Origin of the sequence: Nocardia sp. NPDC047038, from assembly GCF_040644075.1 — a bacterium.
Classification (GTDB): Bacteria; Actinomycetota; Actinomycetes; order Mycobacteriales; family Mycobacteriaceae; genus Nocardia; species Nocardia sichangensis.
Window position 1 is genome coordinate 94,361 of sequence record NZ_JBEYVQ010000006.1, and the last position, 24,808, is coordinate 119,168.

Consider the following 24,808-nt stretch of genomic DNA (forward strand, 5'->3'; position numbering starts at 1 on the left):
AGCCCGTGGTGATGCTCGCGCATCGCGTGGACGACGGCGACCAGCACGCGATGTGCGGCGCGCAGGTCCGCGTCGGGCAGTTCGGCCATCGCGGCTCAGTTTCTGAGAGAGTTGGCGGGGTGAGCGCTTGGGATCGCTATGCGTCGGTGGTGACCGCCCGGACCTCGTGGGTGCTGCTCGTGGTGCTCGCCGCGGCTTCGATCGGCCTGATCGGCGCGGTGGGCGAGAACGAGTCCGCCGGGCAGGCCCCTACCGCGCTACCGGCCTCAGCCGAATCGGCGCGAGTCGAACAGGCGCTCGAGGAGTTCCCGGACGCGGGGTCGGCCGCCGCGATCATCGTGGTGACGCGCGCCGATGACGGCGAGCTGACCGATGACGACCGCAACGCCACCGTGGCGGCGGTCACGCGCGCGTCGGGACGGACACCCGGCCCGAGCGACCTGCTCGCTTCGCCGGATCGGAAAGCGGCGATCGGGCAAGTGCCCGTGGACGCCGACCTGAGCGGATTCCCGCTGACCGACCGGATCGGGGACATCCGTGCCGTCGCGCGGGAGGGCCTGCCCGAGGGACTCGTCCTGCAGGTTACCGGCGGTCCGGCGTTCGGCGCCGACATCGCCGACTCGTTCTCCGGCGCCAACGTCACCCTGCTGGCGGTGACCGCGATGGTCGTCGCCGTGCTGCTGATCGCGACGTACCGCTCCCCGGTGCTGTGGCTGGTGCCGCTCGCGGTGGTCGGCGCGGCCGATCGGGTGGCCACCGGCGCCGGAACCGCGCTGGCGCGTGTGACCGCCCTGACCTTCGACGGCTCGACCTCCGGTGTCACGAGTGTGCTGGTGTTCGGTGCGGGCACCAACTACGCGCTGCTGCTGGTGTCGCGTTATCGGGACGAACTGCATCGGGAAGCCGACCACCGAACGGCATTGCGACACGCGGTGCGGCGCGCCGGGCCCGCGATCCTGGCCAGCAACGTCACGGTGGTCGCCGCCCTGCTCGTGCTGGTGCTCGCCTCCGTGCCCAGCACGCGCAGTCTCGGTGTGATGGCCGCGCTGGGATTGCTGGTCGCGGTGGTGTTCGTCCTGCTCGCGCTGCCCGCCGCGCTCGCGTTGTGCGGGCGCAACGTGTTCTGGCCGTTCGTGCCGGAGGCCGACGATCGCGATACGGCGAACGAGGGCGTCTGGCACGCGGTCGCCGCGTGGGTGGTGCGCAGGCCCGCGGTGGTCGCCGGAACCGCGCTCGTGGTGCTGGCCATCTGCGCGACCGGATTGCTGTCGACGCAGGTGGGACTGTCGCAGACCGAGCAGTTCCGGGTTCGCGCGGAGTCGGTGGAGGGATTCGACGCCCTCGCTCGGCATTTCCCCTCCGGCGCTTCCGATCCCGCGATCGTCCTCGCGCGCAGCGACGCGGTGGTGGAGGTCGACGCGGCGTTCCACCGCACGGAGGGCGTGGTGATGACCTGGCAGACCGGCACCTCGCCGACCGGGCTGACCCGGTGGGCCGTGGTGATCGACGCGCCGCCGTCTTCCGCACGTGCCTTCGACACGATCGAGGCGCTGCGCGCGTCGGTGGCCCAGGTGCCGGGCGCCGACGCGATCGTCGGCGGCACCGATGCCCAGGCGCTGGACGTCCAGACGGCCGCGAGCCGCGACCGCAAGCTGATCATTCCGCTGATCCTGGTCGTCGTGCTGGTGGTGCTGCTGGTGCTGCTGCGCGCGGTGCCTGCCGCGTTGCTGCTCGTCGCGGTCACGGTGTTGAGCGCGCTGGCGGCGCTCGGGCTGGGCAGCTGGATGAGCGAGCACGTGTTCGGGTTCCCGGCGCTGGACATCAGCGTGCCGCTGTTCGCGTTCCTGTTCCTGGTCGCGCTCGGCGTCGACTACACGATCTTCTTGGTGACCAGGGCCCGCGAGGAGACTCCGGGCCACGGCACCACGCATGGCATGGTGCGGGCGGTGTCGGTGACCGGCGCGGTGATCACCAGTGCGGGCATCGTGCTCGCGGCGGTGTTCTGCGTGCTCGGCGTGCTCCCGCTGATCACCCTGACTCAGGTCGGCATCGTGGTGGGCCTCGGCATCCTGCTGGACACGTTCGTCGTGCGCACGGTCGTGATCCCCGCGCTGTTCAGCCTGATCGGGCGGAAGATCTGGTGGCCGAGCGAGCTGCGGCTCGTCGAGGAGGAGGGCGACGGGCGCGGCGGCGCGGATCAGTCGGCGGGCGCCCAGCCCGGGCCGCGGAACAAGTAGCCGCCGCGGGCGCGCCACGAGGGCGCGCTACGCAGGTCCCGCCAGATCGAGGCGAACTCGTGGGTGGCGACCTTCGCCGGATTGAACGTCTCGATGTTCTTGGTCAGCCCGTAGCGGACGCGTTCGTCCTCCGGCTCGAAGGTGCCGAACAGCCGATCCCAGATGATCAGGATGCCGCCGTAGTTCTTGTCCAGGTAGCGATCGTTGGAGCCGTGGTGCACCCGGTGATGGGACGGGGTGTTGAACACGAATTCCACGGGACGCCACAGCGTCGCGACCCGCTCGGTGTGGATGAAGAACTGGTAGACGAGGCTGACCGACTGTTGCAGCAGGATCATCCAGGGCGGGAAACCGGCCAGCGCCAGCGGCAACCAATAGGGCAGCGAGCTGAACGGGGTCCACGGCTGGCGCAGCGCGGTGGAGAGGTTGTAGAACTCGCTCGAGTGGTGCACCACGTGGCTGGCCCAGAACACGCGCACCGTGTGGTGCGTGCGGTGATACCAGTAGTAGGCGATCTCGTCGGCGAAGAACAGCGCGACCCAGGTCAGCGGATGGTCCGTCGGGAGATGGAACGGGGCGGCCAGGTACGCCGCGGCGTACACCGCGACGACCGCGAGTTTCCAGCCGAGGTTCACCACCACGTTCCCCAGCCCCATGAGCACGCTGGTGCGCGCGTCGCGGAACTGGTAGCCGAGTTGGTCGTCGTCGGGCAGCAGGTGGAAGGAGGCCGCTTCGAGGGCAAGGCAGAGCACGAAAACCGGTATGGCGTGGGCGATCAGGTCGAACAATGGGTCAATCTTTCGGTGCTGCTTGGGCGTCCACCAGGCGGGTGAGCAGGGCGTAGGCGGTGTCGTAGGCCGCGGCCGAATCGCGGCGGGCAATGTGTTCCGCGAGCGCGCGATGGGCGCCGGGATCGATGTATTCCTTGTTCAGGCCCAGTTCGGCGACGACTTCCATACCGATCCCGAAATAGCCGGAGACCAGGGTGTTCAACGCCAGCCGGTAGGCGAGATTGCCGGAGCCGTCCAGGATCGCCACCCAGAACGCCAGATCGGCATCGACCATGGCGCCGAACGGGGCGGTGGCGTCCGGATAGGCCGCGGCGGCGCGTTGCACCGTCGCCAGTTGGTCGGCGTCGGCGTGCTCGGCGCACAACCGGGCCGCGTCGGCGGCGACCGAACGCCGCATCACCGCGATGTCGTGCAGGATCCGTCTGGCCGGTACCGCGCCGGAGCGAGTGAGCGCGGTCAGGATGTCCAGGCCCGCGTGCGAGCGCCAGTCGAGAACCCGGGTCTTGCCACCGGGCGTGACGCGGACCAGCCCGCTCTGCTGTACGCGCTTGAGCGCTTCGCGGACGGCGTGGCGGTTCACCTGGAACATCTCGGCCAGCTCGCGCTCGGAGGGGAGCGTCGCCTCGGGGGCGAGTTTGCCGCTCAGGATCGCGTCGATGATCTGGCCGAAGACCGTATCGGAGACGGCGGTGCGGGCGACCGCGGCGAATTCCATGTCACCGAGTCTCGCGTATGGCGGTCAACAGGTCAACTGGTTGGACCAGTTCCTGGAAAGAAAGGCGGATGCCCGCTTCATGCGGCCATCCGCCTACGACCTATCCGCCTGCGCTTTCGCTCAGCCGTGCGCGGTGCTACCCCGCGTTCGCTACGGCCGTGCGCGGCGCCAGGCACGGACAACGTCCGATAGCGCACGCGCGGCGGTCAGTGCCGGAAGGCGTCCTTGACCTTCTCGCCGGCGTCCTTCAGGTCGGACTTGATCTGGTCGGTGCGGCCTTCGTCGCGCTTCCCCCGGTCACCCTTGGCCTCGCCGAGCTTTTCTTTGGCCTGACCAGCGACTTTATCGGTCTTGTTCTTCGCCTTGTCGACTGCGCTCATGTCACAACCTCCTTTTGAAGCGACCGGCCGGCCATCTTCAGCCGGTCTTCTCGGCAGTAGCCCGCAATCGGGCGGCCAAACATCGGCCATTCCTCGTAAAAAGCGGAAGACCCGGCGGGAAACCGGGTCTTCGCGGAAATCGTGCGTATTCGAGATCGCCGCCGAATCCGCATGCTGCGTGCGGTCTCCGGCGCGCCGGGAATTACGCGGCCGGAACCGTGGGCGGTGTCAGAAGGCCTTGCAGCACACCGACACCCGCGCCGAGGGCCGCACCGACGGCGATGGCAGGGGAGGCGACGAATCCATAACCGATGGCGGCGCCGAAGGCCATGACGGCCACCGTCCCGGTCGGAAACATCGGCAGGCCCGCGATGGCGCCGCAGATGGCGCCGATGACCGCTCCGATCGAGGCGACCGGCGCGGCCACCATGCTGCCCGCCGAGGCGCCGATGGCGGTGGAGCCGATCAGGTCGGCGGCGATGCGGTCGGAACGCGACGGATCGAAGCCCGCCGAATCCAGGGTCTGCGCGATGCCTGCTTCCGGGCCCGCGATCGCGTCGTTGAACATCTTGCCCTGCTCGGGAGTCATGAAGTCCGGGCGGCCGATCACCACCGAACCCACGCGCAGCGTGCCGGGCGGCGCCTCGATCGGCGCGACCGCGGGAGCCGGGGCTGCGGGGTTGGGCAGGTGCAGCCGCTGCGGATCGATCGGCGCGAGCAGGTTCGGATCCGGCATCGGCCGGTTGACGCTCAGGTCGTTGCGGCCCGCGGATACCGGGGGTGCGGCCGGAAAAGCCTCGGGCGGAAAGGCTCCGGGGTCCGCGGGATCGGCCGCCGGGGTGATGAGGCCAGGGCCGGGCGCCGGGGCGGACGGGATCTGGACGGAGATCTGCGGCAACAGCGGGTCGGCAGTGGCGGTCGCGGCGGCGCCGACCAAGGACAACGGAATGGCGCCCGCGACGACCAGAGTGGCGGCGCGGCGGAAGAACGGGTGTGCTGGAGTTTCGATTTCGGGTACTGCTATGCCCATGGACTTACCCACCTCATTCTGAAGAGGACATGTACCTACCCTTCTAGTTCGATTCAGAAAGCCCCACGGATGCGCGGGAGTTCGAATTATTTTCGATTGCGGCGAAACGCGCCCCTGCCAATCGAATCCGCGTGACAGCGCCGAATAGCCCTGTCGCTGTGGTCAACCGATCGCGACTGCGCTGCTGCCGGTTTTCTTCAACCGAAATCAGGGAAACCGCCCCCGAAACGGGGCTTTGCCCCGCTGCGCGGGTTCCGAGCCACGCCGTGGCCTGATCAAGAGCCCATCCGATCCCCGACGTGCCCCGCCGGGCACACCCGGCGGGGACAACGCGTCAGGATGCCGCGTCGAATCCGGCGCGCAGGTCGGTGAGGATGTCGTCGATTCCCTCGATGCCGACCGCGAGTCGGACCAGGCCGGGGGTGACGCCCGCGGCCAGTTGCTCTTCCGGCGTCAGTTGCGAGTGGGTGGTGGAGGCCGGGTGGATCACCAGCGAGCGGACGTCGCCGATGTTGGCCACGTGGCTGTGCAGGCGCAGCGCCTCGACGAACCGCTTGCCCGCGTCCACGCCGCCCGCCAGCTCGAAGCCGATCACCGCGCCGGTGCCCTTCGGGGCGAGGGCGCGGCCGCGCTCGTACCACGGCGACGACGGCAGGCCCGCGTAGGACACCGAGGTGACTTCCGAACGGGTGGTGAGGAATTCGGCCACCGCCTGCGCGTTCTGCACGTGCCGCTCGATCCGCAGGCTCAGCGTCTCCAGGCCCTGGCTGATCAGGAACGCGTTGAACGGCGAGACCGCCGAGCCGAGGTCGCGCAGCAGTTGCACGCGCGCCTTCAACGCGTAGGCGGGCGCGCCGAGTTCGGCGTACACGACACCGTGGTAGCTCGGGTCGGGTTCGGTGAAGCCGGGGAAGCGGCCGCCGGTCCAGTCGAACTTGCCGCCGTCCACGATCACGCCCGCGATGGCCGCGCCGTGTCCGCCGAGGTACTTGGTGGCCGAGTGCACGACGATGTCGGCGCCATGGGCCAGCGGCTGGATCAGGTACGGCGTGGCGACGGTGTTGTCCACGATCAACGGCACACCGTTGTCGTGGGCGACGCCCGCGATCCCCGGGATGTCGAGGATGTGGTTCTGCGGGTTGGAGATCGTTTCGCCGTACAGCGCCTTGGTGTTCGGGCGGATGGCGGCTTTCCACTGCTCGAGGTCGTCGGGGTCGTCGACGAACGAGACCTCGATGCCGAGCTTGGGCAGCGAGTAGTGGAAGAGGTTGTAGGTGCCGCCGTAGAGCCGGGGGCTGGACACGATGTGGTCGCCCGCTCCGGCGATGTTGAGGATCGCGAAGGTCTCCGCGGCTTGCCCGGAGGCCAGCAGCAGAGCGGCCACGCCGCCTTCCAGGGCGGCGATGCGCTGCTCCACCGCGTCCTGGGTCGGGTTCATGATCCGGGTGTAGATGTTGCCGGGCTCGGCCAGACCGAACAGCGCCGCCGCGTGCGCGGTGTCGCGGAAGGTGTAGGAGGTGGTCTGGTAGATCGGCAGGGCGCGGGCGTTGGTCGTGCCGTCCGGAATCTGTCCGACGTGGATCTGCTTCGTCTCGAAGCTCCAGTCCTGCGACAGGTCGGGTTCGGTCATCGGGAAGGTTCTCCTTCTGGTGAGTGATCGAGCTGGTTGGGACGGCGGCTAATCGGTGATCAGCCTGGTGTCGACCGGAGTGCGCCCGGTCGTGAGATCCAGTACGGGGCAGTGCGCGTCGACGGCCTGCTGGAGTTCGGCATAGCGCTGCTCGGTCTCGGGCCCGCTGAGGCGGACGGTCACCCGCACCGCCTGGAAGCCGGGGCGAACGTTCTCATCCAAGCCGAAGAACCCGCGCACGTCGAGATCGCCTTCGGCGCTCACCGCCAGTTCATCGATCGTGATGCCGAGGCGCTGGGCCCAGAACCGATAGGTCACCACTTGACAGGCGATGAGCGACGCCAGGTACACCTCGACCGGATTGGGCGCGGTGTCCGCGCCGCCGAGCGCGGGTGGTTCGTCCACGCGCACGGTGTGCCTACCGAGCGTGATCGCGCTGCCCACTGTCCCTTCCGGAGTCCCGGAGGCACGGAACACCACCAGCGCGTTCGCCGGGTCGTCGGCGACCGCCTTCGCCGTCGCGTCGGCGATGTCGTTGAGCGGGGTGCCCACATCAGTTGTCATGTCCACTGACGCTAGAAACCGCAGGGGGCGACGGCGATAGTTACATTCGGACTGAGTGCAAGGATGGTGCGCGGTACTGCGTCAGTCCGCGGGTTCGCTCTCCGGTTCCGGCGGTGGCGCGGTGGCCGCGTCGATCTGCTCGCCGAGGTAACGCAGGACCACCGCGGCGATCGCGACGACCGGCACGGCCAGGAACGCGCCGACGATCCCGTAGAGTGAGCCGCCCGCGGTGACCGCGAGCAGCACGATGACCGCGTGCAACTGCATGCTGCGGCTCTGCAACACCGGTTGCAGCACGTTGCCCTCCAGTTGCTGTACGGCCACGACGATGCCGAGCACGATCAGCGCGGTGACGAAGCCGTTGCCCACCAGCGCGACCAGCACCGCGAGGGCGCCCGCGACGAACGCGCCGACCATCGGCACGAATCCGCCGAGGAAGGTGATCACCGCGAGCACCAGCGCCAGCGGTACCCCGAGGATGACCAGACCGGCGCCGATGAGCACCGCGTCGACCAGGCTGACCAGCGCCTGGGTCCGGATGAACCCGCCGAGCACGACCCAGATCCGGCTGAGCACCTCTTCCAGGTGCCTGCCGCCGCGGCTGCCGGAGACGCTGTGCAGCCAGGGCAGGAAACGCGGCCCGTCCTTGACGAAGAAGAAGCTCAGTACCAGCACGAGGAACAGGGTGATCAGCGCCGACGTCGCGGTGGTCACGCCGCTGAATACGCCGGTGGCGATCTGCGCGGAACTCGACTGCAACCGGGACACGATGGCGTCGACCGCCGAATTCAACTGCTCTTCGCGGATTCGCAACGGCGGCCCCTGCAACCAGTCGCGCACCTGGTTGACGCCCGCGCTCGCCTTGTCGGCCAGTTCCGGGACCTGGTCGACCACCGAGGGCACGATCAGCGCGATGACACCGGCGAGCACACCGAGGAAACCGAGCACCGCGAGCGAGGCCGCCGCGGCGGGCGGCAAGCCGCGGGCGGTGAGCCAGCGCACCGGTGGCCACAGCACGGTGGCGATCACGATCGCCAGCGCCACCGGCAGGATCACCACCCACAGCCGGGCGACCAGGAAGCCGAGCACCCACGCGCCCGCCGCGATCGCGACGATGCAGACCGCCCACTTGGCCAGCCACAGCAGGCCCACACCGATGACATCACCGCGATCACGCGGCGTGAGTTCGTCCGGTTTGTCGCTTTTGCTGCGTTCGCTCACCGGCCCAGTCTGGCACGCGCCACGAGATCGAGCGGGACTCGTGATCAGGCGACGCGGTCGATTCCGGGTCCTGTGCGCACTGGAGTCGCTGTTTGGCCCCGGCATCCCCGGTCATCACCTGAGCAGGTCATCGGAAGGGTGGTTGCCGTGCGGTGTGTGGTGTTCGGTGCGACCGGCTACATCGGCGGACGACTGGTGCCGGAGTTGCTGCGCGCGGGTCACTCGGTTCGCGTGCTGGCACGCACACCCGGCAAGCTCGCCGAGGCCCCCTGGCGCGATCGCGTCGAAGTGGTGGCGGGCGACGTGACCTCGGCCGCCGACGTGCGCGGCGCGCTGGCGGGGCAGGAGGTGCTGTACTACCTGGTCCATTCGCTGACCCGCGCCGACTTCGACACGGTGGACCGGGAGGCCGCCACGCTGGTCGCGGCCGAGGCGGCGCACGCGGGGCTGACCAGGATCGTCTACTTGGGCGGCATCGTCCCGGGTGCGCAGCGGCTGTCGCGGCACCTGGCCTCCCGCACCGAGGTCGGCGAGATCCTGCAGGGGGGCGCGGTACCCGCCCTGGTGCTGCAGGCCGCGGTGATCATCGGTTCCGGCTCGGCCAGTTTCGAGATGCTGCGCTATCTGACCGAGCGTCTGCCGCTGATGGTCACCCCGCGCTGGGTGCGCAACCGGATCCAGCCGATCGCGGTGCGTGACGTGCTGTATTACCTGACGCGGGCGGCGACGCTGCCCGAAGGCGCGGGCGGCGCGTTCGACATCGGCGGCCCGGACGTGCTGACCTACGTGCAGATGATGCGCGCCTACGCCGAAGTGGCCCAGCTGCCGCGACGGCTGATCGTGCCGGTGCCGGTGCTGACGCCGTGGTTGTCGGCGCAGTGGGTGAATCTGGTGACCCCGGTGCCGCGCGCGATCGCCGTTCCGCTCATGGAGTCGCTGATCAACGACGTGGTCTGCCGCGACCACGCGATCGCGGGCCTCATCCCGGACCCACCGGACGGACCGACCGGTTACCGCAGAGCAGTCGCGTTGGCGCTGGAGAAGATTCGCGATCTGGACGTACCGACCAGGTGGTCGGACGCCCATCCGCCGGGCGCGCCGTCGGACCCGCTGCCCACCGACCCGGCGTGGTCGGGCGGGTCGCTGTACCGGGACGTGCGCGAACGCCACACCGATGCCGACCCCGCGACGCTGTGGCGGGTGATCGAGGCTATCGGGGGCGAGCACGGCTGGTATTCCTTCCCGCTGGCCTGGTCACTGCGCGGTTGGATCGACCGGCTCGCCGGCGGCGTCGGTCTCGGCCGTGGACGCCGCGATCCACACCGGCTGCACGAAGGGGAGGCGCTGGATTGGTGGCGGGTGGAGCGGATCGAACGACCTCGGATGCTGCGCCTGCGCGCCGAGATGCGGGTACCGGGACGGGCGTGGCTCGAGCTCGCGGTCGAGCCGGACGGTCCGGGCGCCACCTACCGCCAGTGCGCGGTGTTCGAACCGCACGGACTGGCCGGGCATCTGTACTGGAAATCCATCGCGCCGTTCCACGCGGCCATCTTCGGCGGGATGGCGCGCAATATCACCGGCGCCGCGGAATCTTCCCGCGCGCGGTGACGCGGCCCGCTCACCCGGCTATCCGGTGGCGGGGGTCGCCAGCGCCGCGGCGATCAGCGGCCACGAGTTGTGCAGGTCCTCTTGCCAGTAGCCCCAGGAGTGCGTGCCGGAGGGACGGAAGTCGAACGTCGCGGGGATGTTCAAGGCACGCAATCGATCGCTCAGGTCGTGAGCGCACTGGTTGATGATCGCCTCCAGGAAGCCGCCGGTGACGAGCTGGCTGACCAGTTTGTCGCGATTGCCGTCGATGCCGGGCCCGCCGGGCCGGTCGAACGGTCCCGGCATGCCGGTGCCGGTGGAGACGTAGATGGCAGTGCCGCGCAGTTGATCCGCGTGCAGGTACGGGTCGTTGGCGGCCCATCGGGGATCGGTGGGCGGGCCCCACATGTTGAGGGCGTTGCCGCGCCAGCGGGTGACGACGGCGGCGACCATGGCTTGGCCTTGCGGATCGCTGGTGCGGACGCATCCGCTGTAGGAGCCGACGGCTCGATAGAGCCCGGGTGCGTTGAGGGCGAGCTGGAATACCGAGGTGGCCGCCATGGAGATTCCGGCGACGGCGTTGGCGCCGTTGCCGGCGAAAGTGGCGTCGATCAGCGGCGGCAGTTCTCTGGTGAGAAATGTCGTCCAGCGTTGCCTGCCCAGCACCGGATCGTCCGTCCGCCAATCCGCGAAATAACTTCCCTCGCCGCCCATGGGCACGACGACATTCACTTGTTTGTCCCGGAAGAAATCCTCGATATCGGTCCGATCGGTCCAGTTGCTTCCTTCCGAGCCGCCGCTGGCTCCGTTGAGCAGATACAGCGTCGGCGCGGGTGCCGAATTATCCGGTGCGCGGATGACTTTCACCGGGATCGTGGTGCCCATCGCGGCGGAATGGATCCGCACGTCGGTCAGCCGACCGGTGCCAGGCTCGATGCCGACCACTCGGGCGTCATCCGCGGTCACCGTGTCCGGTGTCCGGGCCGTAGGTTCCGCTGTCGCCGCAGGCCAGGCCGGTGACAGCGGTGTAGCGGCGAGCGCGAGCGCGACGGCGATCGAGGTGATGATCGCGCCTGGCCTGCCTGTCGTTCGTGCCCGCACGCAAGACCTCCGAACCTGCTTCGTGCACCGTAGTGGTGGCGAAAGTAGGGCGCGGTCACGATGCCCGGCAAGCGCTCGCGAGCATTCTTGGGAAACTCGACGACCCGCCCGCGCCGTCTGCTGGTGGTGGTCACAAGATTCCGTGCTACCCATGGTCGTCGGATGATCGAAGTCGTTAACTTTCATGGGGGTTCAGCCGAGGATTTCTCCTCGCCGGCACGAATCGAGAACACCTGTGGTCAATTTCGGTTTCATCGACGAATGGCATCCCGCCGCGGGAAAGCTCACCAGTTGGCGCGCGGCACCGGAATCGCTCGCCGCGGCGCGCCGTGCCCAGGCGCATCCGGCGCCGCCGTCGCATCAGCAGGAGGAATACCTGCGCACCACATACCGCAATGCCGATGCGGGCTTCCGCGTTTCGCGGGTGTGCATGCTCGCGTTCACGATTCCCGGCGTCCCGGACCATGCCGCGCTCACGCGCACGGTCGACGCTTTCCTGCGCAGGCACGACACGTTCTGGAGCTGGTTCGTCCGCACCCCGGAGGACCGGGTGGAGCGCCGGGTACTCGACCCGGCGGACATCAGGATGGTGCCGACCGAACACGGCGTCCACACCGAAAGCGACACCATCCGAGCGCACGTCTTCGCCGAGACGCCCGGCCCGCTGGACTGGGACTGCTTCAGTTTCGGCGTCATCGAGCACGCGGAGTCGTTCACGATGTACGCGGCGGTGGATCACCTGCACACCGACGGTGTGGCACAGGCACTGTCGTGCGTGGACCTGCTGACGCTCTACGGCAGCGAATTGTCCGGCGGCAGCCTGACTCCCGCGCCGGTGACCGGCCACATCGCGTACTGCGAGCGCGAGCGCCGCCACAGCGCCGAGCTGACCGCCGACTCACCGCAGATCTCCGTCTGGCTGGATCTGCTGCGGCGCAACGGCGGTGACGTGCCCGGTTTCCCGGTGGACCTGTGGGTCGACGGAGACCAGCACGTCCGGGGTGCGCAGGTGACCACCGTCCTCATCGACGAACCGGGTGCGCTGCGCTTCGAGGAGGCCTGCCGGGCGCACGACGGCCGGTTCACCGGCGGACTGTTCGCCGCGGCCGCGCTCGCGGAGATCGAATTGGCGGGTGGCGACTGGTATTTCGGTCTCACGCCGGTGAACACGCGCCGCACCGACGGAGAGGCCGCCTCGGTCGGGTGGTACACGAATCTGATCCCGGTGGCCTTCTCGGTGGGCGCCGAGCAGTCTTTCGCGGACGTGGTAGCGGCGGCGCAGCAAGCATATGACCAGGGCAAAGACCTGACCGACGTGTCCTTGCACCGGGCACTGCAACTGGCGCCGCCCGAACTCGGTATCCGCACTCGGCCGGGTTGGAACGCGCGCATGCTGTCCTACCTGGACATTCGCAAGATGGCGGGCGTCGAGATGTTCGACAAGATCGACGGCGGCATGTTCGCCAACCGCGGCAGTTCGCGCGAGGTCTACATCTGGATCAACAGGTTCACCGACGTCACCACCCTCAGCCTGCTGTTCCCCGACACGCCGCAGGCGCACGAGGCGATCGGGCGCTACGTCACCGCCATGCAGGCGATCGTGGCCGACGTCGCCGCGAAAGGCGACCGCGCGGTGCGGGTCGGCGCCCTTCCATGAGTACGCGGGCGAGCATCGCCACCGGCACGCCTTCGGTGGTCGTCGGCCCGCCGGAGTGGGCCGCGCTGGGCGCGTGCCTGCTCGCGGTGTTCATGCAGATGCTGGACATGACGATCGTCAACACCGCGCTGCCGAGCATCGCCAAGGACCTCGCGGCGCCCGGTTCGGCGCAGTTGTTCGTCGTGGCGGGCTACAGCCTGGCCTTCGCGGGCACGCTGATGACCGCCGCGCGGATCGGGGAGTCGATCGGGCGGCGGCGCGTCTTCCTCGGCGCCATGGCGGCGTTCACCATGGCCTCGGTGTGGTGCGGCCTGGCCCACCTGCCCGGCGAGCTGATCGCGGCGCGCGCTGTCCAGGGCCTGTCCGCCGCGGCGATGTCCGCGCAAGTCATCGCCATCATCAGCGCGGTGTTCCCGAAGGGCAAGCAGCCGTTGGCCTTCGGGTTCTACGGCGCGGCCGCCGGTCTGGCGGCCATCGTGGGGCCGTTGCTCGGCGGCGCGGTCATCGCTTCCGATCCGTTCGGCCTGGGCTGGCGCGCGATCTTCCTGCTGAACGTGCCGCTGTGCGTCCTGGGGTTGCTGCTGGCGCACCGGCATCTGCACGTCGGCAGGCCCCCGACCAGGGAACGGCTGGATGTCGCCGGCGCGCTGCTGGCGAGCAGCGGACTGGTCGCCCTGCTGTATCCGCTCGCGGCCGGACGGGAACAACGCTGGCCCCCGCAGCTGTTCGGGCTGCTCGGCGCCGGGCTCGGGCTGCTCGTCGTATTCGTCTGGCATCAGCGCAGGCGGCTGCGGGCCGGGGAAAGCCCGCTGCTGCGGATCGATCTCTTCGCGGACCGGGGTTTCGCGGTCGGCTCCGTGCTCACGCTGCTGTTCTTCGGGATCTTCGCCGCGTTCTTGTTCACCGTGTCGGTGATGGCGCAATCCGGGCTGGGATTCACCGCCTTGCGAACCGGAATCCTGGTGCTGCCCTTCGCGCTCGGCGGCGCGTGTGGCGCGCTCACCTCGCCGATCCTGGTGGCGCGGCTCGGCAGTCGCGGGCTCACCCTCGGCGTGCTGGTGTTCGCGGTCGCCATCGTGGTCATCGCATTGACCGTCGACCCCGAGGACGCGGCGATCGACCTGGGGCGGCTCGCCGTACCGGTCTTCGCCGCCGGAGCCGGGATGGGGCTGTTCGCCGCGCCGCTGCCCGCGGCCATGATGGCGGGCGTCGCGGATCGGGCGACCGGTTCGGCGTCCGGAACGGTGCCGACCGTGCAGCAGATCGGCAGTTCGCTGGGCGTTGCGGTACTCGGCGCGCTGTTCTTCCGCCGGGTCGACGCCGACACCGACCTCGGCGTCGGTCATGCGAAAGCCGTTCTGGCGGCGTCGCTGACGAACTCTCCGGCGACGACCGCCCAGCGCGACGGTGTCGTCACGTCGTTCGCCGACTGCGCCGAATCGGCGCTGCGTTCGCCGACCCCGCACCTCGACGCGCACACCTGTCCCGGCGCGGGGGCCGACGTGGCCGGACAGATCGCCGCCGCGCACACCTTCCTCGCCGCCTGCGTCACTGTGCTGTGGATGGTCGCGGCGATCGCGCTGGTGCTCGTCGTGCTCAGTCTCGCGCTGCCGTCGCGGAACGGGGAGCCACGGTGACGGCAACCGGCGTCGTGCACTGCGACCGCGCGTGGTCGCACGACGAGCTACTCGAACGCAAGCGGCACCGCACCGTCTCGGTGGTCGTTCCCGCTCTGAACGAGGAGGACACCGTCGCGGACGTGGTGGGCTCGATCCGTGACTTGGTCGGCACCTTGGTCGACGAGCTGATCGTGCTCGATTCCGGCTCCACCGACCGGACCGCCGCCCGTGCCCGAGCGGCGGGCGCTACCGTCTATTCCCGCGAGCAAGCGCTGCCCGCCGTGCCGCCGTGTCCGGGCAAGGGGGAGGTGCTGTGGCGGTCGCTGGCGGTGGCGTCCGGTGATCTCATCGTGTTCGTCGACGCGGATCTCGTCGCTCCCGACCCGCGGTTCGTGCCGTCGCTGCTCGCACCACTGCTGTCCGACGACCGACTGCGGTTGGTGAAAGGGTTCTACCGCCGCCCGTTCGGCGACGCTCCCGACGGCGGCGGACGCGTCACCCAACTCGTGGCCCGGCCGCTGCTCACCGCGCTCGCGCCGGAGCTGGCCGAGTTGCGCCAGCCGCTGGGCGGCGAGTACGCGGCCACCCGGGAACTGCTGCGGTCGTTGCCGTTCGCACCTGCCTACGGCGTCGAGATCGGCATCCTGATCGACACCTGGCGCAGGCACGGGGCCGGCGCCATCGGGCAGGTCGATCTCGGCGCCCGCGTGCATCGCAATCGGCCGCTGCACGAATTGGCCGAGATGAGCAGGCAGGTGATCGCGACGCTGCTCGACCGGTTCGGAATCCCCGATTCGGGCGTCCCGCTGACGCAGTATCTCCTGGACGGCTCGAGCTGGCATGCGGTGCCGGGCGCGGCGCCCGCGGCCGATCGGCCGCCGATGGCCACGCTGAGCGGCACCGGTATCCACTGACGGCGATGGCGAATTCGGCGGGGTGTGAACCGGTATCGCCGCGGCGAACACTCCGCATCCGGCCCGGGCCGGCCTTACCCTGATCCCGGTGACGATTGCGGAGTGACGACGGCTGGGAGCTTCGATGGGCGCGGCATTGGTCAAGGGTCAGAACGGTGTGCTGGACCTGGCTCACGTACTGGTGTCGGTGCGCACCGAGGCGGCGGTCGACGTGTCGGCGCTACTGGTGACCGAAGTGGGGCGCGTGCGATCCGACGCGGATTTCGTGTTCTTCAACCAGCCCAGCGCGCCCGGTGTCTCGCTGGCGGCGGGAACGCCCGGAGCGCTGTCGGTTTCGCTGGGTGATCTGCCCGCGGACATCGCCCAGTTGCGCGCGGTGCTCACACTCGACGATCCGGCGCAGACCTTCGGCCGGTTCGCGCCGCCGGTCGTCACGGTCGCCGACGCCGCGGGAAACGTTCTGTACGAGTACCGCATCGAAGGGTTGAGCAGCGAATCCGTGGTGATCGCGGTCGAGCTGTACCGCCGCCATGGGGCGTGGAAGGTGCGTGCGGTCGGGCAAGGCTATGCGGGTGGGTTCGCCGCGCTGGTCACCGATCACGGGGTGAGTGTGGACGAGGAACCCGCCGGTGCGAACGTTCCTTCTCCGGATCGGCCGGTGCCGAATCTCGCCCCGGCGGCGGACGTGTTCACCGTTCCCGGCGAGGCGAAGCTCTCCTTCGAGAAGCGCGCGAAACTGGACCTGCGCAAGCGTGAGGTCGCGAAGGTCCTCATCGACAAGGACGCTTTCGGCATCCGTGCCCGCGTCGTGCTGGTCATCGACAAGACCGGCAGCATGCAACGGCAGTACCGCGATCAGGTGGTGCACCGCGTCGTGCAGCGGATGATTCCGGTGGCCACCCAGCTCGATGACGACGGCACCCTGGAGGCGTACCTGTACGCCCTCTCGTTCGCCAAGCTGCCCGATATCACCGTCGAGCACGGTGACGACTGGGCCCGGACCTATCTGCATCTCGGCGGAACCCACGGCGACATCGATTACGACCGGCTCGGCGGCCGCAACGACGAACTGCCGGTCATGCGCGACATCATCGACTCGTTGCGCCCTGGTGGCCGTCCCACGCTCGTGTTGTTCTTCACCGACGGCGGCTTCGCCAAGAAGCGCGAGATCACGGCGCTCATGCGCGAAGCCGCGCGGTTGCCCGCCTTCTGGCAGTTCGTCGGGCTCGGTCGCGCCAACTACGGTCTGCTGCGCGCTCTGGACGAATTGCCCGACCGGGCGGTCGACAACGCGGGTTTCTTCGCCCTCGACGACATCGATCAGGTCGACGACGCGCAGCTCTACGCCCGTTTGCTCGGGGAGTTCCCGGACTGGCTGCGCGCAGCGCGAAGCGCGGGCATTCTGCGCTGACAGCGCGAACCTGCCCTGCTCACCGCGCATCGCCCGCTTGTCATAGCGAAAAGCTATAGCGGTTCGCGATTCGTCCGCGGCGGATCAGCCGATGACGGCGTTCATGATGGTGCCCGCGCTGGTGGCCACCACCCCGCCGATCATGGCTCCGGCCACCATCTTCGGTGACTCGAGCCCGCCGCCGGTCCACTTCTCCCAGGCGAAGCGGCCACCGGCGTAGATGATGCCGCAGATGCCCGACAGGAGCACGAACCACGTCAGGTAGCGGACCAGTTGGAGGAACTTGTCGGAGATCGGCGGTGCCTCGGGGCTGGGATTGCCGATCTGCGCCAGGGTGTCGTAAGCGGCGGCCAGGATCATCGTCGTTCGCTCATTCTGGATTCGGGACAGGGGCAAGTGATTCGCTGAGAAGATCGTATCCGTTCGCTCGCCGCGATGCAGTCAGGTCCATGTAGCGCAGGGAAGTTCGTGTTTCCCTCGCCCGCGCCCGGGTAGCCGAACTCCTGAGCCTGCTGCCCGTTCCGCCGCTGGGCGCGAAGGTTCCGCGCAGTGCGCACACCGCGGCGGCGTCTGGGCCCGTATCCTGGTTCGTGGCCGAATTCATCGGTGGTCGAACGGCTTTCGCAAAGCGGCTGGTCGGCGGCAGGGTTGTATTCGAGCGTAGAGGGAGTAGACGGTGAGCATCATTCTTGCGTCGGTCGGCGATTCGTTCACGACGTTGGCGCAGATCGGCAATCCGACCCCGGAGGCGCCGCCCCTGGCGGACAAGCTCTTACAGTTCGTCCGGTACCTGACCTGGTTCGCGCTCGCGTCGGGCATCGTCAGCATCATCTACGCGGGCGGCAGATTCGCCTGGGAGAAGTGGAGCGGCGGCGGGTTGCAGTCGCCGAAGATGATCGCCGGCGCGATGATCGGCGGGGTGGTGGCCACCAGTGCGGGCACCATCATGAACACCGTCCTGGAATTCTGAGCGGGGGCGGCGCTCCTTCCCGCGTGTTCTCGCGGCGAACCTCCGCAAACGCCCTTGAACTGCGATTTCCGTCGCGGAGTGCGGTCGCGCTCCGGTGCGGGAATCGCGGTGCCGATAGGATCGGAGGCGGAGCGGATCATGGACGAGAGGACCGAAGGCAAGTTCACGATGTCGCGGCGCACGGCGCTCGGCATCGCGGTGTCGTCGGTGGCCGCGTTCGGATCGGCGGCATGCGGCGGATTCGGCCAGGATTCCGGGCCGCATCCCGTCCCAGGTGACGCTGCCACGATCGCCAAAGACGCCTACATATTCGGCTACCCTCTGGTGCTGCTGGACGTCACCCGGGTGGCTGCGGAGATGGTCACGCCGATCAACCGCTTCCACCACGCCGCCTCGCTGCCCACCCCGGCGCAGCGAGACGTGGTACGGCTCGACCGCGACACGCTGCGTTCCACCGCGTGGCTCGATGTGGCGAGCGAGCCGATGGTGCTGAGCGTCCCCGCGCTGGACGAGGGCCGGTTCTGGCTGGCCAAGGTGACGGACGCCTGGACGAACAACGTGCACAACCCCAGCAGCCGGCGGCCGGCGACTGAGTCGGCCGGGCCGCCGTATACCTATGCGGTGACCGGTCCGAGGTGGTCGGGTGTGCTACCGAAAGGTCTCACGCCGTTGCCGATGCCGACGCCGACGGTGTGGCTGATCGTCCGGATCCAGGTCGACGGCGAGAACGATCTCCCGGCGGTGCGCGCCGCGCAAGAGGGATTGCGATTGGTGCCGTTGAGCGCTTGGGTGGCCGGCACCGAGCCGCCTGCACCCACCGGGACCGGGCAAGCGAGCGTACAGCCGCCACCCGAGTGGGTCGCCGGGATGGACCCGCGGGTGTTCTTCGACCGGATGTGCGCGTTGCTGTCGACCAACCCGACCGCGCCCGAGGACGCGCCCGCCATGCGGCGGTTCGAGAAGATCGGGATCCGGCCGGGTGGCACAGTCGAGGGCATCTCGGATACCGAGCTCACGGCGGCGGTGGAGACCGCACGGCAGCAGATCCCGGTATCTCTGGGTGCGCGGACGGTCAACGAGAACGGCTGGCTGGTCGACCCCGACGTCGGCAGGTTCGGCACCAACTATCTGCTGCGCGCCGTCATCGCCCACGTGGCGCTCGGCGCCAGCCTGATGACCGAGAACGCCTACTATCCGACGCTGTTCGCGTCGACGGACACCGGAGGTGGCACGGGCCGATTCCGGCTGCATTTCGCGCCCGGCCAGTTGCCGCCCGTGGACGAGTTCTGGTCGCTGACCGCCTATGCCGCCGACAACTACCTGGTGCCCAATCCGGCCGGCATCTACGCGGTCGGCCATCCGGATCCGGTGACGGTCAACCCCGATGGGTCCGCCGACATCGCCTTGCAGTACACCGACCCGAGGGCGGGCGTCGCGGCCGGGAACTGGCTGCCGATTCCCGAATCCGGACAATTCTCGCTGACCCTGCGCCTGTACGCGCCGAAGGCGGAGGCCGTCCAGGGGCGCTGGCGTCCCCCGCCGCTGTTACCGGTGCTCTGACGCGATTCGCGCGAAGTCCCGCCGCCGCTCTCGGCGATCGGGTGACAGGTACCGCTGGCCGATCCGTTCTCGGCGAGCCTGGCGTTGTTCGCGCCCAAGCCGGTGGTGTTGCGGAGGCGATGGCAGCCGCCGCCGCTGATCACGCTGCGCTGAGTCAGTCGTCGCCCGCCCAACTCCAGCGTGGGACCTCGCGGATCGGGTGCAACTCCGAATCGCTGGTCGCATGCGAATTCTGCTGCGCCACCCGTGATCCGAATGCGACGTGCTCATAGACCGCGGTGCGGAACTCTTCGTCCTCCAGCAGTCCGGCCTCCTCGAAGGTCTGCATGTACACCTCGACGAAACGTTCCCGCTGCTCGTCGGTGATCCGCAGGCCGCGGTGCACCGCGATGATGTATTCGAATCCGAGCTCTCGGGTGAATCGATCCGGGCCGCCGAACGATTCGGCGGTGAACCAGGTGAGATGGTCGACGTGTTGCGGCAGTCGTTCGGTGAACAACGTCTTCAGCACCGGGTCGCTGAGCGCTTTGTCGTAGAACGCCGCTTCGACACGATGGAGCACCTCGTCGCCGCCGACGTGGTCGTAGAGACTGGGCATGGCACCTCCGGCCGGAGTAGGGCTGCTGCTCTCATTAGAGGTGGTCCGCCGCGTCGGTGTACACCTGAATCGGGGTAATGGCCGATACCTGCCACCTCCGTCCGTGGTCCGGTGGGCGGACCGGCGGCATGAAAAGTAAACGGGTTTTACTAAACGCTGTTCACGAAGCTCGGTTCTGTGGTTGCATCACTGGTGACCGTGTTCGCCAGGTCTGCGCCCAGACCGCCGTAGGAGTTAGCCGTGACCGTGACCACGCCCTCGATCCCGACGGGGTTCGACTTCACCGACCCCGATCTGCTCGCCACCCGCCTGCCCATCGAGGAGTTCGCCGAACTGCGCCGCACCGCCCCGGTGTGGTGGTGCGCTCAGTCCGATCGGGCCAGCGGTTTCGACGACGGCGGCTACTGGGTCGTCTCCAAGCTCGCGCACATCAAGGAGATCTCCAAGAATCCCGAGGTGTTCTCCTCGCACGAGAACACCGCGATCATCCGGTTCAACGAGGAGACCACGCGCGAGCAGATCGACATGCTCGGCGACATGCTGTTGCTCAACCAAGACCCGCCCAAGCACACCAAGACCCGCCGCATCATCTCCAAGGGCTTCACCCCGCGGGCGGTGGAGAGCCTGCGCGCCGCGCTGACCGAACGCGCCGCGCGGATCGTGCACGAGGCCAGGAAGTCCGGCAGCGGCGACTTCGTCGAACAGGTCGCCTGTGAACTGCCGTTGCAGGCCATCGCCGAACTGATCGGCATCCCGCAGGAGGACCGCAAGAAGATCTTCGACTGGTCCAACCAGATGATCTCCTACGACGATCCCGAGTTCGAGGGCGATCACCACGCCGCCACCGCCGAGGTGATGGGCTACGCCTGGAACATGGCCGAACAGCGGCGCGCCTGCCCGGCCGAGGACATCGTCACCCAGTTGGTGAACGCCGATATCGACGGCGAGCACCTCGGCTCGGACGAGTTCGCGTTCTTCGTCATCCTGCTGTCGGTGGCGGGCAACGAGACCACGCGCAACTCGATCACCCACGGCATGAAAGCGTTCGTTGACCATCCCGAGCAGTGGGAGATCTACCGGCAGCAGCGTCCGCGCACCGCGCCCGACGAGATCGTCCGGTGGGCCACCCCGGTCACGGCCTTCCAGCGCACCGCCACCCAGGACACCGTGCTCGGGGGCCAGGAGATCAAGAAGGGCCAACGGCTCGGACTGTTCTACAGCTCGGCCAATTTCGACGAGGAAGCGTTCGCGGATCCGTTCACCTTCGACGTGCTGCGCGATCCGAACCCGCACGTGGGCTTCGGCGGCACCGGCACCCACTACTGCGTCGGCGCGAACCTGGCCCGGTTGCAGATCGATCTGATGTTCAACGCCATCGCCGACGTGATGCCCAACCTGCGCCAGGTGTCCGAGCCGGTGCGGCTGCGGTCGGGCTGGCTGAACGGGATCAAGCGCTGGGACGTCGAATACGCTTGAATCGATCAGTGCAACAGTCCAGACCACGGGGGCGCGCGCCGGTGGTGACCGACACCGACATCCGGCGGGTGGCCAGCGCGCTGCTGGTCGAGCGCGGGCCCGATGCGGTCACCCTGCGTGCCATCGCGCGCGAACTCGGAGTCACCGCCCCCGCGCTGTACCGGTACTACGACTCGCTGGAAGACCTGCTGGAGCGGCTGCGGCTGGACTTCTGCGCCGACCTGGCCGGGGAACTGACCGCCGAGATCGCCACGCTGCCCGATGACGGCGCCGCGCAGTTCTTCGCCATCTGCCGTGGCTTCCGGCGCTGGGCGCTGACGCACACCAGGGAGTTCACCCTGGTGTTCGCCTCGCCCGGCGCGGGCCAGGCCCGCGCGCTGCGCCGCTTCGACGAGCCCTTCGGCCGGGTTTTCCTGGCCGCGGCGGGCAGGCTGCTGGCGAACTACGACATCGTCACGCCATCGACGGACGTCATCCCGCCGGAGTTGCGTGAGGATCTGGTGCACTTCCAGACCGAACTGCTGGCGGCGCTGTCGGAGTCGGGCCAGAAGTTCCCCGCCGAGAAACTGGATCTGGGTGTGACGTACCTGATGATCCAGATCTGGGCGCGGCTCTACGGCCACGTCACGCTCGAGGTGTTCGGGAATTACCCGATACCGCTGGACAATCCGGAGATCCTGTTCGACGCGATGCTCGCCGATCTGGGCCGCACCGCGGGCCTGCTCGGTGAGTGAGCCGGGTTCAGATGCGGGCGCCTTTGGCCCGGTTGCACGCGCGGCACAGGATCTGGAGGTTGGCGGCGCTGGTCGCGCCGCCGCGGCTGAGCGGGATGACGTGGTCGAACTCCAGGTAGTGCCCGTCGCCGCATTCGACGCAGCGGCCACCGTCGCGCTGCCACACCTCCGCTTTCACCTCTTGCGGGATGCTGCGGGTGTCGCGCTGGCCTGGCGTGAGAACGAGACGTTTGGCCACGCGCAGCGCGCCTTCCAGCGCGGCCGAGACATAATCCGGATCGTCGACGGCGAAGGTCGCGCCGCCGCGCGCGGACGTGGCCGCGAGTACCACCGTTCCCTGTTCCGCGTGCACGGAAACCACTCGTGACCACGGCATCTCGATGCCGGTGTCGGCGCCGACGAAACGCAGCTTCTTGTTGCTGCCGATCAGCCTGCCCTCGGTGAACTTCGGGCCGCGTGCGAGCTGACGCACGTGCGTCGCGGGCAGATCGAGGTGCACCGTCTCCTCTGGGTCCAGGTGCAGGCCGGGCGTGCGGACGATCGGCAGATCGCCCGTACGCAGCCGGTAGAGGGTGTGCCCGCGATGCATTCGCCTGCGCAGATCCTCGATCAGCGGTCCGCCGAGCGCGAGTTCGGTGACCGCGTGCTCGAACAGTTCCAGTTCCGCGTGCCGGACTTCACCGTCGTCGAAGGCGAAGGTCACCAGCCGCTCCACGTAGCTGAGCCCCGCGTCGCGCAGGACCGCGCGGCCCGCTTCGGTGTCGATGCGCTGGTAACGCAGTGATGCCCACAGGTCCGCCCACTCGGGGCCGCGCGGCCCGTGGCCGGTGAGCGCCCGCCACGCCCTGGTGTGCCAGTGGACGAGGTACTCCTCGATCTCCTGGGCGCATCTCTGGCACGGCGCGAATCCACCGAAGAACTTGCGGCGCAGCGTGTTTCCGCAGCGTGCGCAGTGGCGGTCGCCGGGCGGGGGTCGCAGATACCGGTCCTCGGTCCATATGGTGCCGTCCCACCAGCGCATGGTCTGCGGGTTGTCCGGATCCGGGTGCCAGTCCGCGAGTTCGGGGTGCGGGGGCGGAGGAGCGGGCGGTGCGGTGTCGCGGCTGTGCCGGTGGAGGTCGACCGTGCGGTGGGTGTGTGGGCGCGGCAGGGGAGATGTATCGCCACGGTCGAGCACTTCGGTGCGTGGCCGGGCGGGGATGTCTACGCCCGGGTGTTCTTCGGTCCCTTCGAGCCGCCCGGGCGAGTCGTCGGTGCGGATGGGTTCGCGTTGGACCGGTGCGTTTTCGGCGAGGTCCGTTCCGATTTCCGCGGGAGTTTCCCCGTTTCGCGCGGAGTGGCCGGAGGGCAACGATCCGTGGGAGAAGCGTCGGGCCGAGGTCGGGTCGTGCCGAGCGGACCGTTCGGTAGCGGGTTCCGCTCCGGCCGGAGAAAGTCGTTCTTGCGCGGACGGGTTCGCCGCCGGGCGGCGCACCCGGAACGGGTTGGTGGGATGCGTGGTGCGGGCGGGCGCCGAGGGATCGTTGACCTGGACGCCGAACTCGGTGACCAACCCGGCCAGTCCGCTGGACCAGCCCTGGCCGATCGCGCGGAACCGCCACTGCCCGTCGCGGCGGTAGAACTCGCCGAACATCAGCGCCGACACCGCCTCCGCGTCGTCGATCTCGAACGTCACGACCGCCCCGTCCACCGAGTGGACGGCGACGGTGAGCCCGTGGATGTCGCCGAAGGTGCCGTCCTCCAGCGAGCCGGAGACGACGATGCGGTCGACGTCGGCTTCCGTGCGCGGCAGCGAGACGCTCAGCCGCGCGGTGCCCGGCGCGGGCTCCTGATCGAGGGTGACCGCCTGCGAAACGTGCCGCGGCGCGTTGTAGAACACCAGGTCGCGATCCGAGCGCACCGCGCCCGACGCGTCCAACAGCAGGGCGTGCGCGTCCACCGTGTGCTCCGATCGCCATGAAACGACCACGGCTAGAAGGGATGTCGGTACCGCTGCGTTCGCGCCCTTGCTGAGTTTCATGGTGCTCGAACTATGCCATGACCCTCCGACACGCCGAACGCGCGAGGGCCGGTCCTTCGGCGGGGCGTGCGGCACAGTGTTCCCCATGACGAACCCGAAACGCCCGGGTCGTAGGCCGCCGACCCCGAAACTGCCCGGTGGGCGTGTGCCCGGCCCGGCCGACGTGCTAGCCGCCGCCCAGGCGGCGGTCGAGGCGGCGCAGACGGCCGCGGGCCAGGCGCTGGAAGCCGCTCAGTTGACCGCGACATCGGCGTTCGACACCGCGGTGCGGCTGCCGCCCGCGTCCGCTCAGCTGGCCGCGCAACTGCCCGGCCTGATCGAGAGCCTGTCGACCGCGATCGAGCGGCTCAACTCCACCATCGATCGGCTCGACCGCACGTTGGCCCTGGCCGATCCGGCCTTCGCCGCCTACGACCGCCTGCTGCCCCGGCTGGAGGCGATGATCTCGCTCGGGGAGGACGTGCTCGGGCGGTTGGCGAAGCTGCCCGGCTTCGCCTTGCTCGCCAAGCTGACCGGCTTGAGCGCGCCGGAACCGCCCGCCGAGGAGCCGCCCCGCCGAAAGTCCGGCAAGCGGCACAAATAGTCGAGGTCGG

22 protein-coding genes are annotated in these 24,808 nt (G+C 68.9%); 11 read left to right on the top strand and 11 right to left on the bottom strand.

Going from position 1 to position 24,808, the window contains the following annotated elements; all coding sequences use genetic code 11:
• Nucleotides 1-119 precede the first annotated feature (119 nt).
• A complete protein-coding gene (locus tag ABZ824_RS21670; protein ID WP_356964991.1) occupies nt 120-2,237 on the top strand; it encodes an MMPL family transporter in 2,118 nt (705 codons plus the stop codon).
• On the opposite strand, the gene ABZ824_RS21675 is transcribed toward ABZ824_RS21670, so the two are convergent.
• From ABZ824_RS21675 to ABZ824_RS21705, 7 genes are all read right to left on the bottom strand, one after another.
• The gene (locus ABZ824_RS21675; RefSeq protein ID WP_355072672.1) at nt 2,198-3,025 is read right to left on the bottom strand and encodes a sterol desaturase family protein; all 828 of its coding nucleotides are present in this window, start codon (nt 3,023-3,025) and stop codon (nt 2,198-2,200) included. The two genes, ABZ824_RS21670 and ABZ824_RS21675, sit on opposite strands and share 40 nt — an antisense overlap.
• 4 nt (nt 3,026-3,029) lie before the next feature.
• Nucleotides 3,030-3,743, bottom strand: coding sequence for a GntR family transcriptional regulator (locus ABZ824_RS21680; protein WP_356964992.1), 714 nt, complete (start codon nt 3,741-3,743; stop codon nt 3,030-3,032).
• 206 nt (nt 3,744-3,949) lie between these two features.
• Nucleotides 3,950-4,123, bottom strand: coding sequence for a CsbD family protein (locus ABZ824_RS21685; protein ID WP_355072675.1), 174 nt, complete (start codon nt 4,121-4,123; stop codon nt 3,950-3,952).
• 202 nt (nt 4,124-4,325) lie between these two features.
• The gene (locus ABZ824_RS21690) at nt 4,326-5,153 is read right to left on the bottom strand and encodes a hypothetical protein (protein WP_356964993.1); all 828 of its coding nucleotides are present in this window, start codon (nt 5,151-5,153) and stop codon (nt 4,326-4,328) included.
• Between the two features lie 334 nt (nt 5,154-5,487).
• Nucleotides 5,488-6,783, bottom strand: coding sequence for a bifunctional o-acetylhomoserine/o-acetylserine sulfhydrylase (locus ABZ824_RS21695; protein WP_356964994.1), 1,296 nt, complete (start codon nt 6,781-6,783; stop codon nt 5,488-5,490).
• Nucleotides 6,784-6,831: 48 nt separating this feature from the next.
• Nucleotides 6,832-7,347 carry an OsmC family protein gene (locus tag ABZ824_RS21700; RefSeq protein WP_355072680.1) on the bottom strand — a complete coding sequence of 172 codons (516 nt, stop codon included), beginning with the start codon at nt 7,345-7,347 and terminating at the stop codon, nt 6,832-6,834.
• An 81-nt stretch (nt 7,348-7,428) separates the two neighbouring features.
• Nucleotides 7,429-8,568, bottom strand: a complete 1,140-nt coding sequence (locus ABZ824_RS21705) for an AI-2E family transporter (RefSeq protein WP_355072682.1) — start codon at nt 8,566-8,568, stop codon at nt 7,429-7,431.
• Between the two features lie 147 nt (nt 8,569-8,715).
• On the opposite strand from ABZ824_RS21705, the gene ABZ824_RS21710 reads away from it, so the two are divergent.
• On the top strand, nt 8,716-10,176 hold the full coding sequence (locus tag ABZ824_RS21710; RefSeq protein ID WP_356964995.1) for an SDR family oxidoreductase: 1,461 nt from the start codon (nt 8,716-8,718) through the stop codon (nt 10,174-10,176).
• A gap of 18 nt (nt 10,177-10,194) precedes the next feature.
• On the opposite strand, the gene ABZ824_RS21715 is transcribed toward ABZ824_RS21710, so the two are convergent.
• Nucleotides 10,195-11,256, bottom strand: a complete 1,062-nt coding sequence (locus ABZ824_RS21715) for an alpha/beta hydrolase family protein (protein ID WP_356964996.1) — start codon at nt 11,254-11,256, stop codon at nt 10,195-10,197.
• Between the two features lie 235 nt (nt 11,257-11,491).
• Between ABZ824_RS21715 and ABZ824_RS21720 the strand changes: the two genes are divergently transcribed.
• The 4 genes from ABZ824_RS21720 to ABZ824_RS21735 all read left to right on the top strand — a co-directional run bounded on the left by ABZ824_RS21720 (nt 11,492) and on the right by ABZ824_RS21735 (nt 16,857).
• A complete protein-coding gene (locus tag ABZ824_RS21720) occupies nt 11,492-12,913 on the top strand; it encodes a condensation domain-containing protein (protein WP_356964997.1) in 1,422 nt (473 codons plus the stop codon).
• Complete coding sequence (locus ABZ824_RS21725; protein ID WP_356964998.1) at nt 12,910-14,550, top strand: MFS transporter; 1,641 nt, start codon at nt 12,910-12,912, stop codon at nt 14,548-14,550. Before ABZ824_RS21720 ends, ABZ824_RS21725 begins: the two co-directional genes overlap by 4 nt.
• 14 nt (nt 14,551-14,564) lie before the next feature.
• A complete protein-coding gene (locus tag ABZ824_RS21730; protein WP_356965224.1) occupies nt 14,565-15,446 on the top strand; it encodes a glucosyl-3-phosphoglycerate synthase in 882 nt (293 codons plus the stop codon).
• 124 nt (nt 15,447-15,570) lie between these two features.
• Nucleotides 15,571-16,857 carry a VWA domain-containing protein gene (locus ABZ824_RS21735; protein WP_356965000.1) on the top strand — a complete coding sequence of 429 codons (1,287 nt, stop codon included), beginning with the start codon at nt 15,571-15,573 and terminating at the stop codon, nt 16,855-16,857.
• 84 nt (nt 16,858-16,941) lie between these two features.
• Here the strand turns inward: ABZ824_RS21735 and ABZ824_RS21740 are convergent, their stop codons facing one another.
• A complete protein-coding gene (locus ABZ824_RS21740; RefSeq protein WP_355072692.1) occupies nt 16,942-17,217 on the bottom strand; it encodes a hypothetical protein in 276 nt (91 codons plus the stop codon).
• A 316-nt stretch (nt 17,218-17,533) separates the two neighbouring features.
• Here ABZ824_RS21740 and ABZ824_RS21745 point away from each other — a divergent pair, with 316 nt between their 5' ends.
• Both ABZ824_RS21745 and ABZ824_RS21750 read left to right on the top strand, forming a co-directional pair.
• Nucleotides 17,534-17,827, top strand: coding sequence for a hypothetical protein (locus ABZ824_RS21745; RefSeq protein WP_195077704.1), 294 nt, complete (start codon nt 17,534-17,536; stop codon nt 17,825-17,827).
• Between the two features lie 138 nt (nt 17,828-17,965).
• Complete coding sequence (locus ABZ824_RS21750; RefSeq protein ID WP_356965002.1) at nt 17,966-19,387, top strand: DUF1254 domain-containing protein; 1,422 nt, start codon at nt 17,966-17,968, stop codon at nt 19,385-19,387.
• A gap of 154 nt (nt 19,388-19,541) precedes the next feature.
• On the opposite strand, the gene ABZ824_RS21755 is transcribed toward ABZ824_RS21750, so the two are convergent.
• Nucleotides 19,542-19,985 carry a group II truncated hemoglobin gene (locus ABZ824_RS21755; RefSeq protein ID WP_356965004.1) on the bottom strand — a complete coding sequence of 148 codons (444 nt, stop codon included), beginning with the start codon at nt 19,983-19,985 and terminating at the stop codon, nt 19,542-19,544.
• A 246-nt stretch (nt 19,986-20,231) separates the two neighbouring features.
• On the opposite strand from ABZ824_RS21755, the gene ABZ824_RS21760 reads away from it, so the two are divergent.
• Together ABZ824_RS21760 and ABZ824_RS21765 are read left to right on the top strand one after the other, a co-directional pair.
• Nucleotides 20,232-21,461, top strand: coding sequence for a cytochrome P450 (locus ABZ824_RS21760; protein WP_356965225.1), 1,230 nt, complete (start codon nt 20,232-20,234; stop codon nt 21,459-21,461).
• A gap of 8 nt (nt 21,462-21,469) precedes the next feature.
• Nucleotides 21,470-22,195: a TetR/AcrR family transcriptional regulator gene (locus ABZ824_RS21765; RefSeq protein WP_355072698.1), complete on the top strand. Its 726-nt coding sequence runs from the start codon at nt 21,470-21,472 to the stop codon at nt 22,193-22,195.
• Between the two features lie 7 nt (nt 22,196-22,202).
• Here the strand turns inward: ABZ824_RS21765 and ABZ824_RS21770 are convergent, their stop codons facing one another.
• A complete protein-coding gene (locus ABZ824_RS21770) occupies nt 22,203-24,215 on the bottom strand; it encodes a TerD family protein (protein ID WP_356965007.1) in 2,013 nt (670 codons plus the stop codon).
• A gap of 85 nt (nt 24,216-24,300) precedes the next feature.
• On the opposite strand from ABZ824_RS21770, the gene ABZ824_RS21775 reads away from it, so the two are divergent.
• Nucleotides 24,301-24,798 (top strand): hypothetical protein, encoded by a 498-nt coding sequence (locus ABZ824_RS21775; RefSeq protein ID WP_355072702.1) that lies wholly within the window; start codon nt 24,301-24,303, stop codon nt 24,796-24,798.
• The last annotated feature ends 10 nt before the right edge of the window (nt 24,799-24,808 follow it).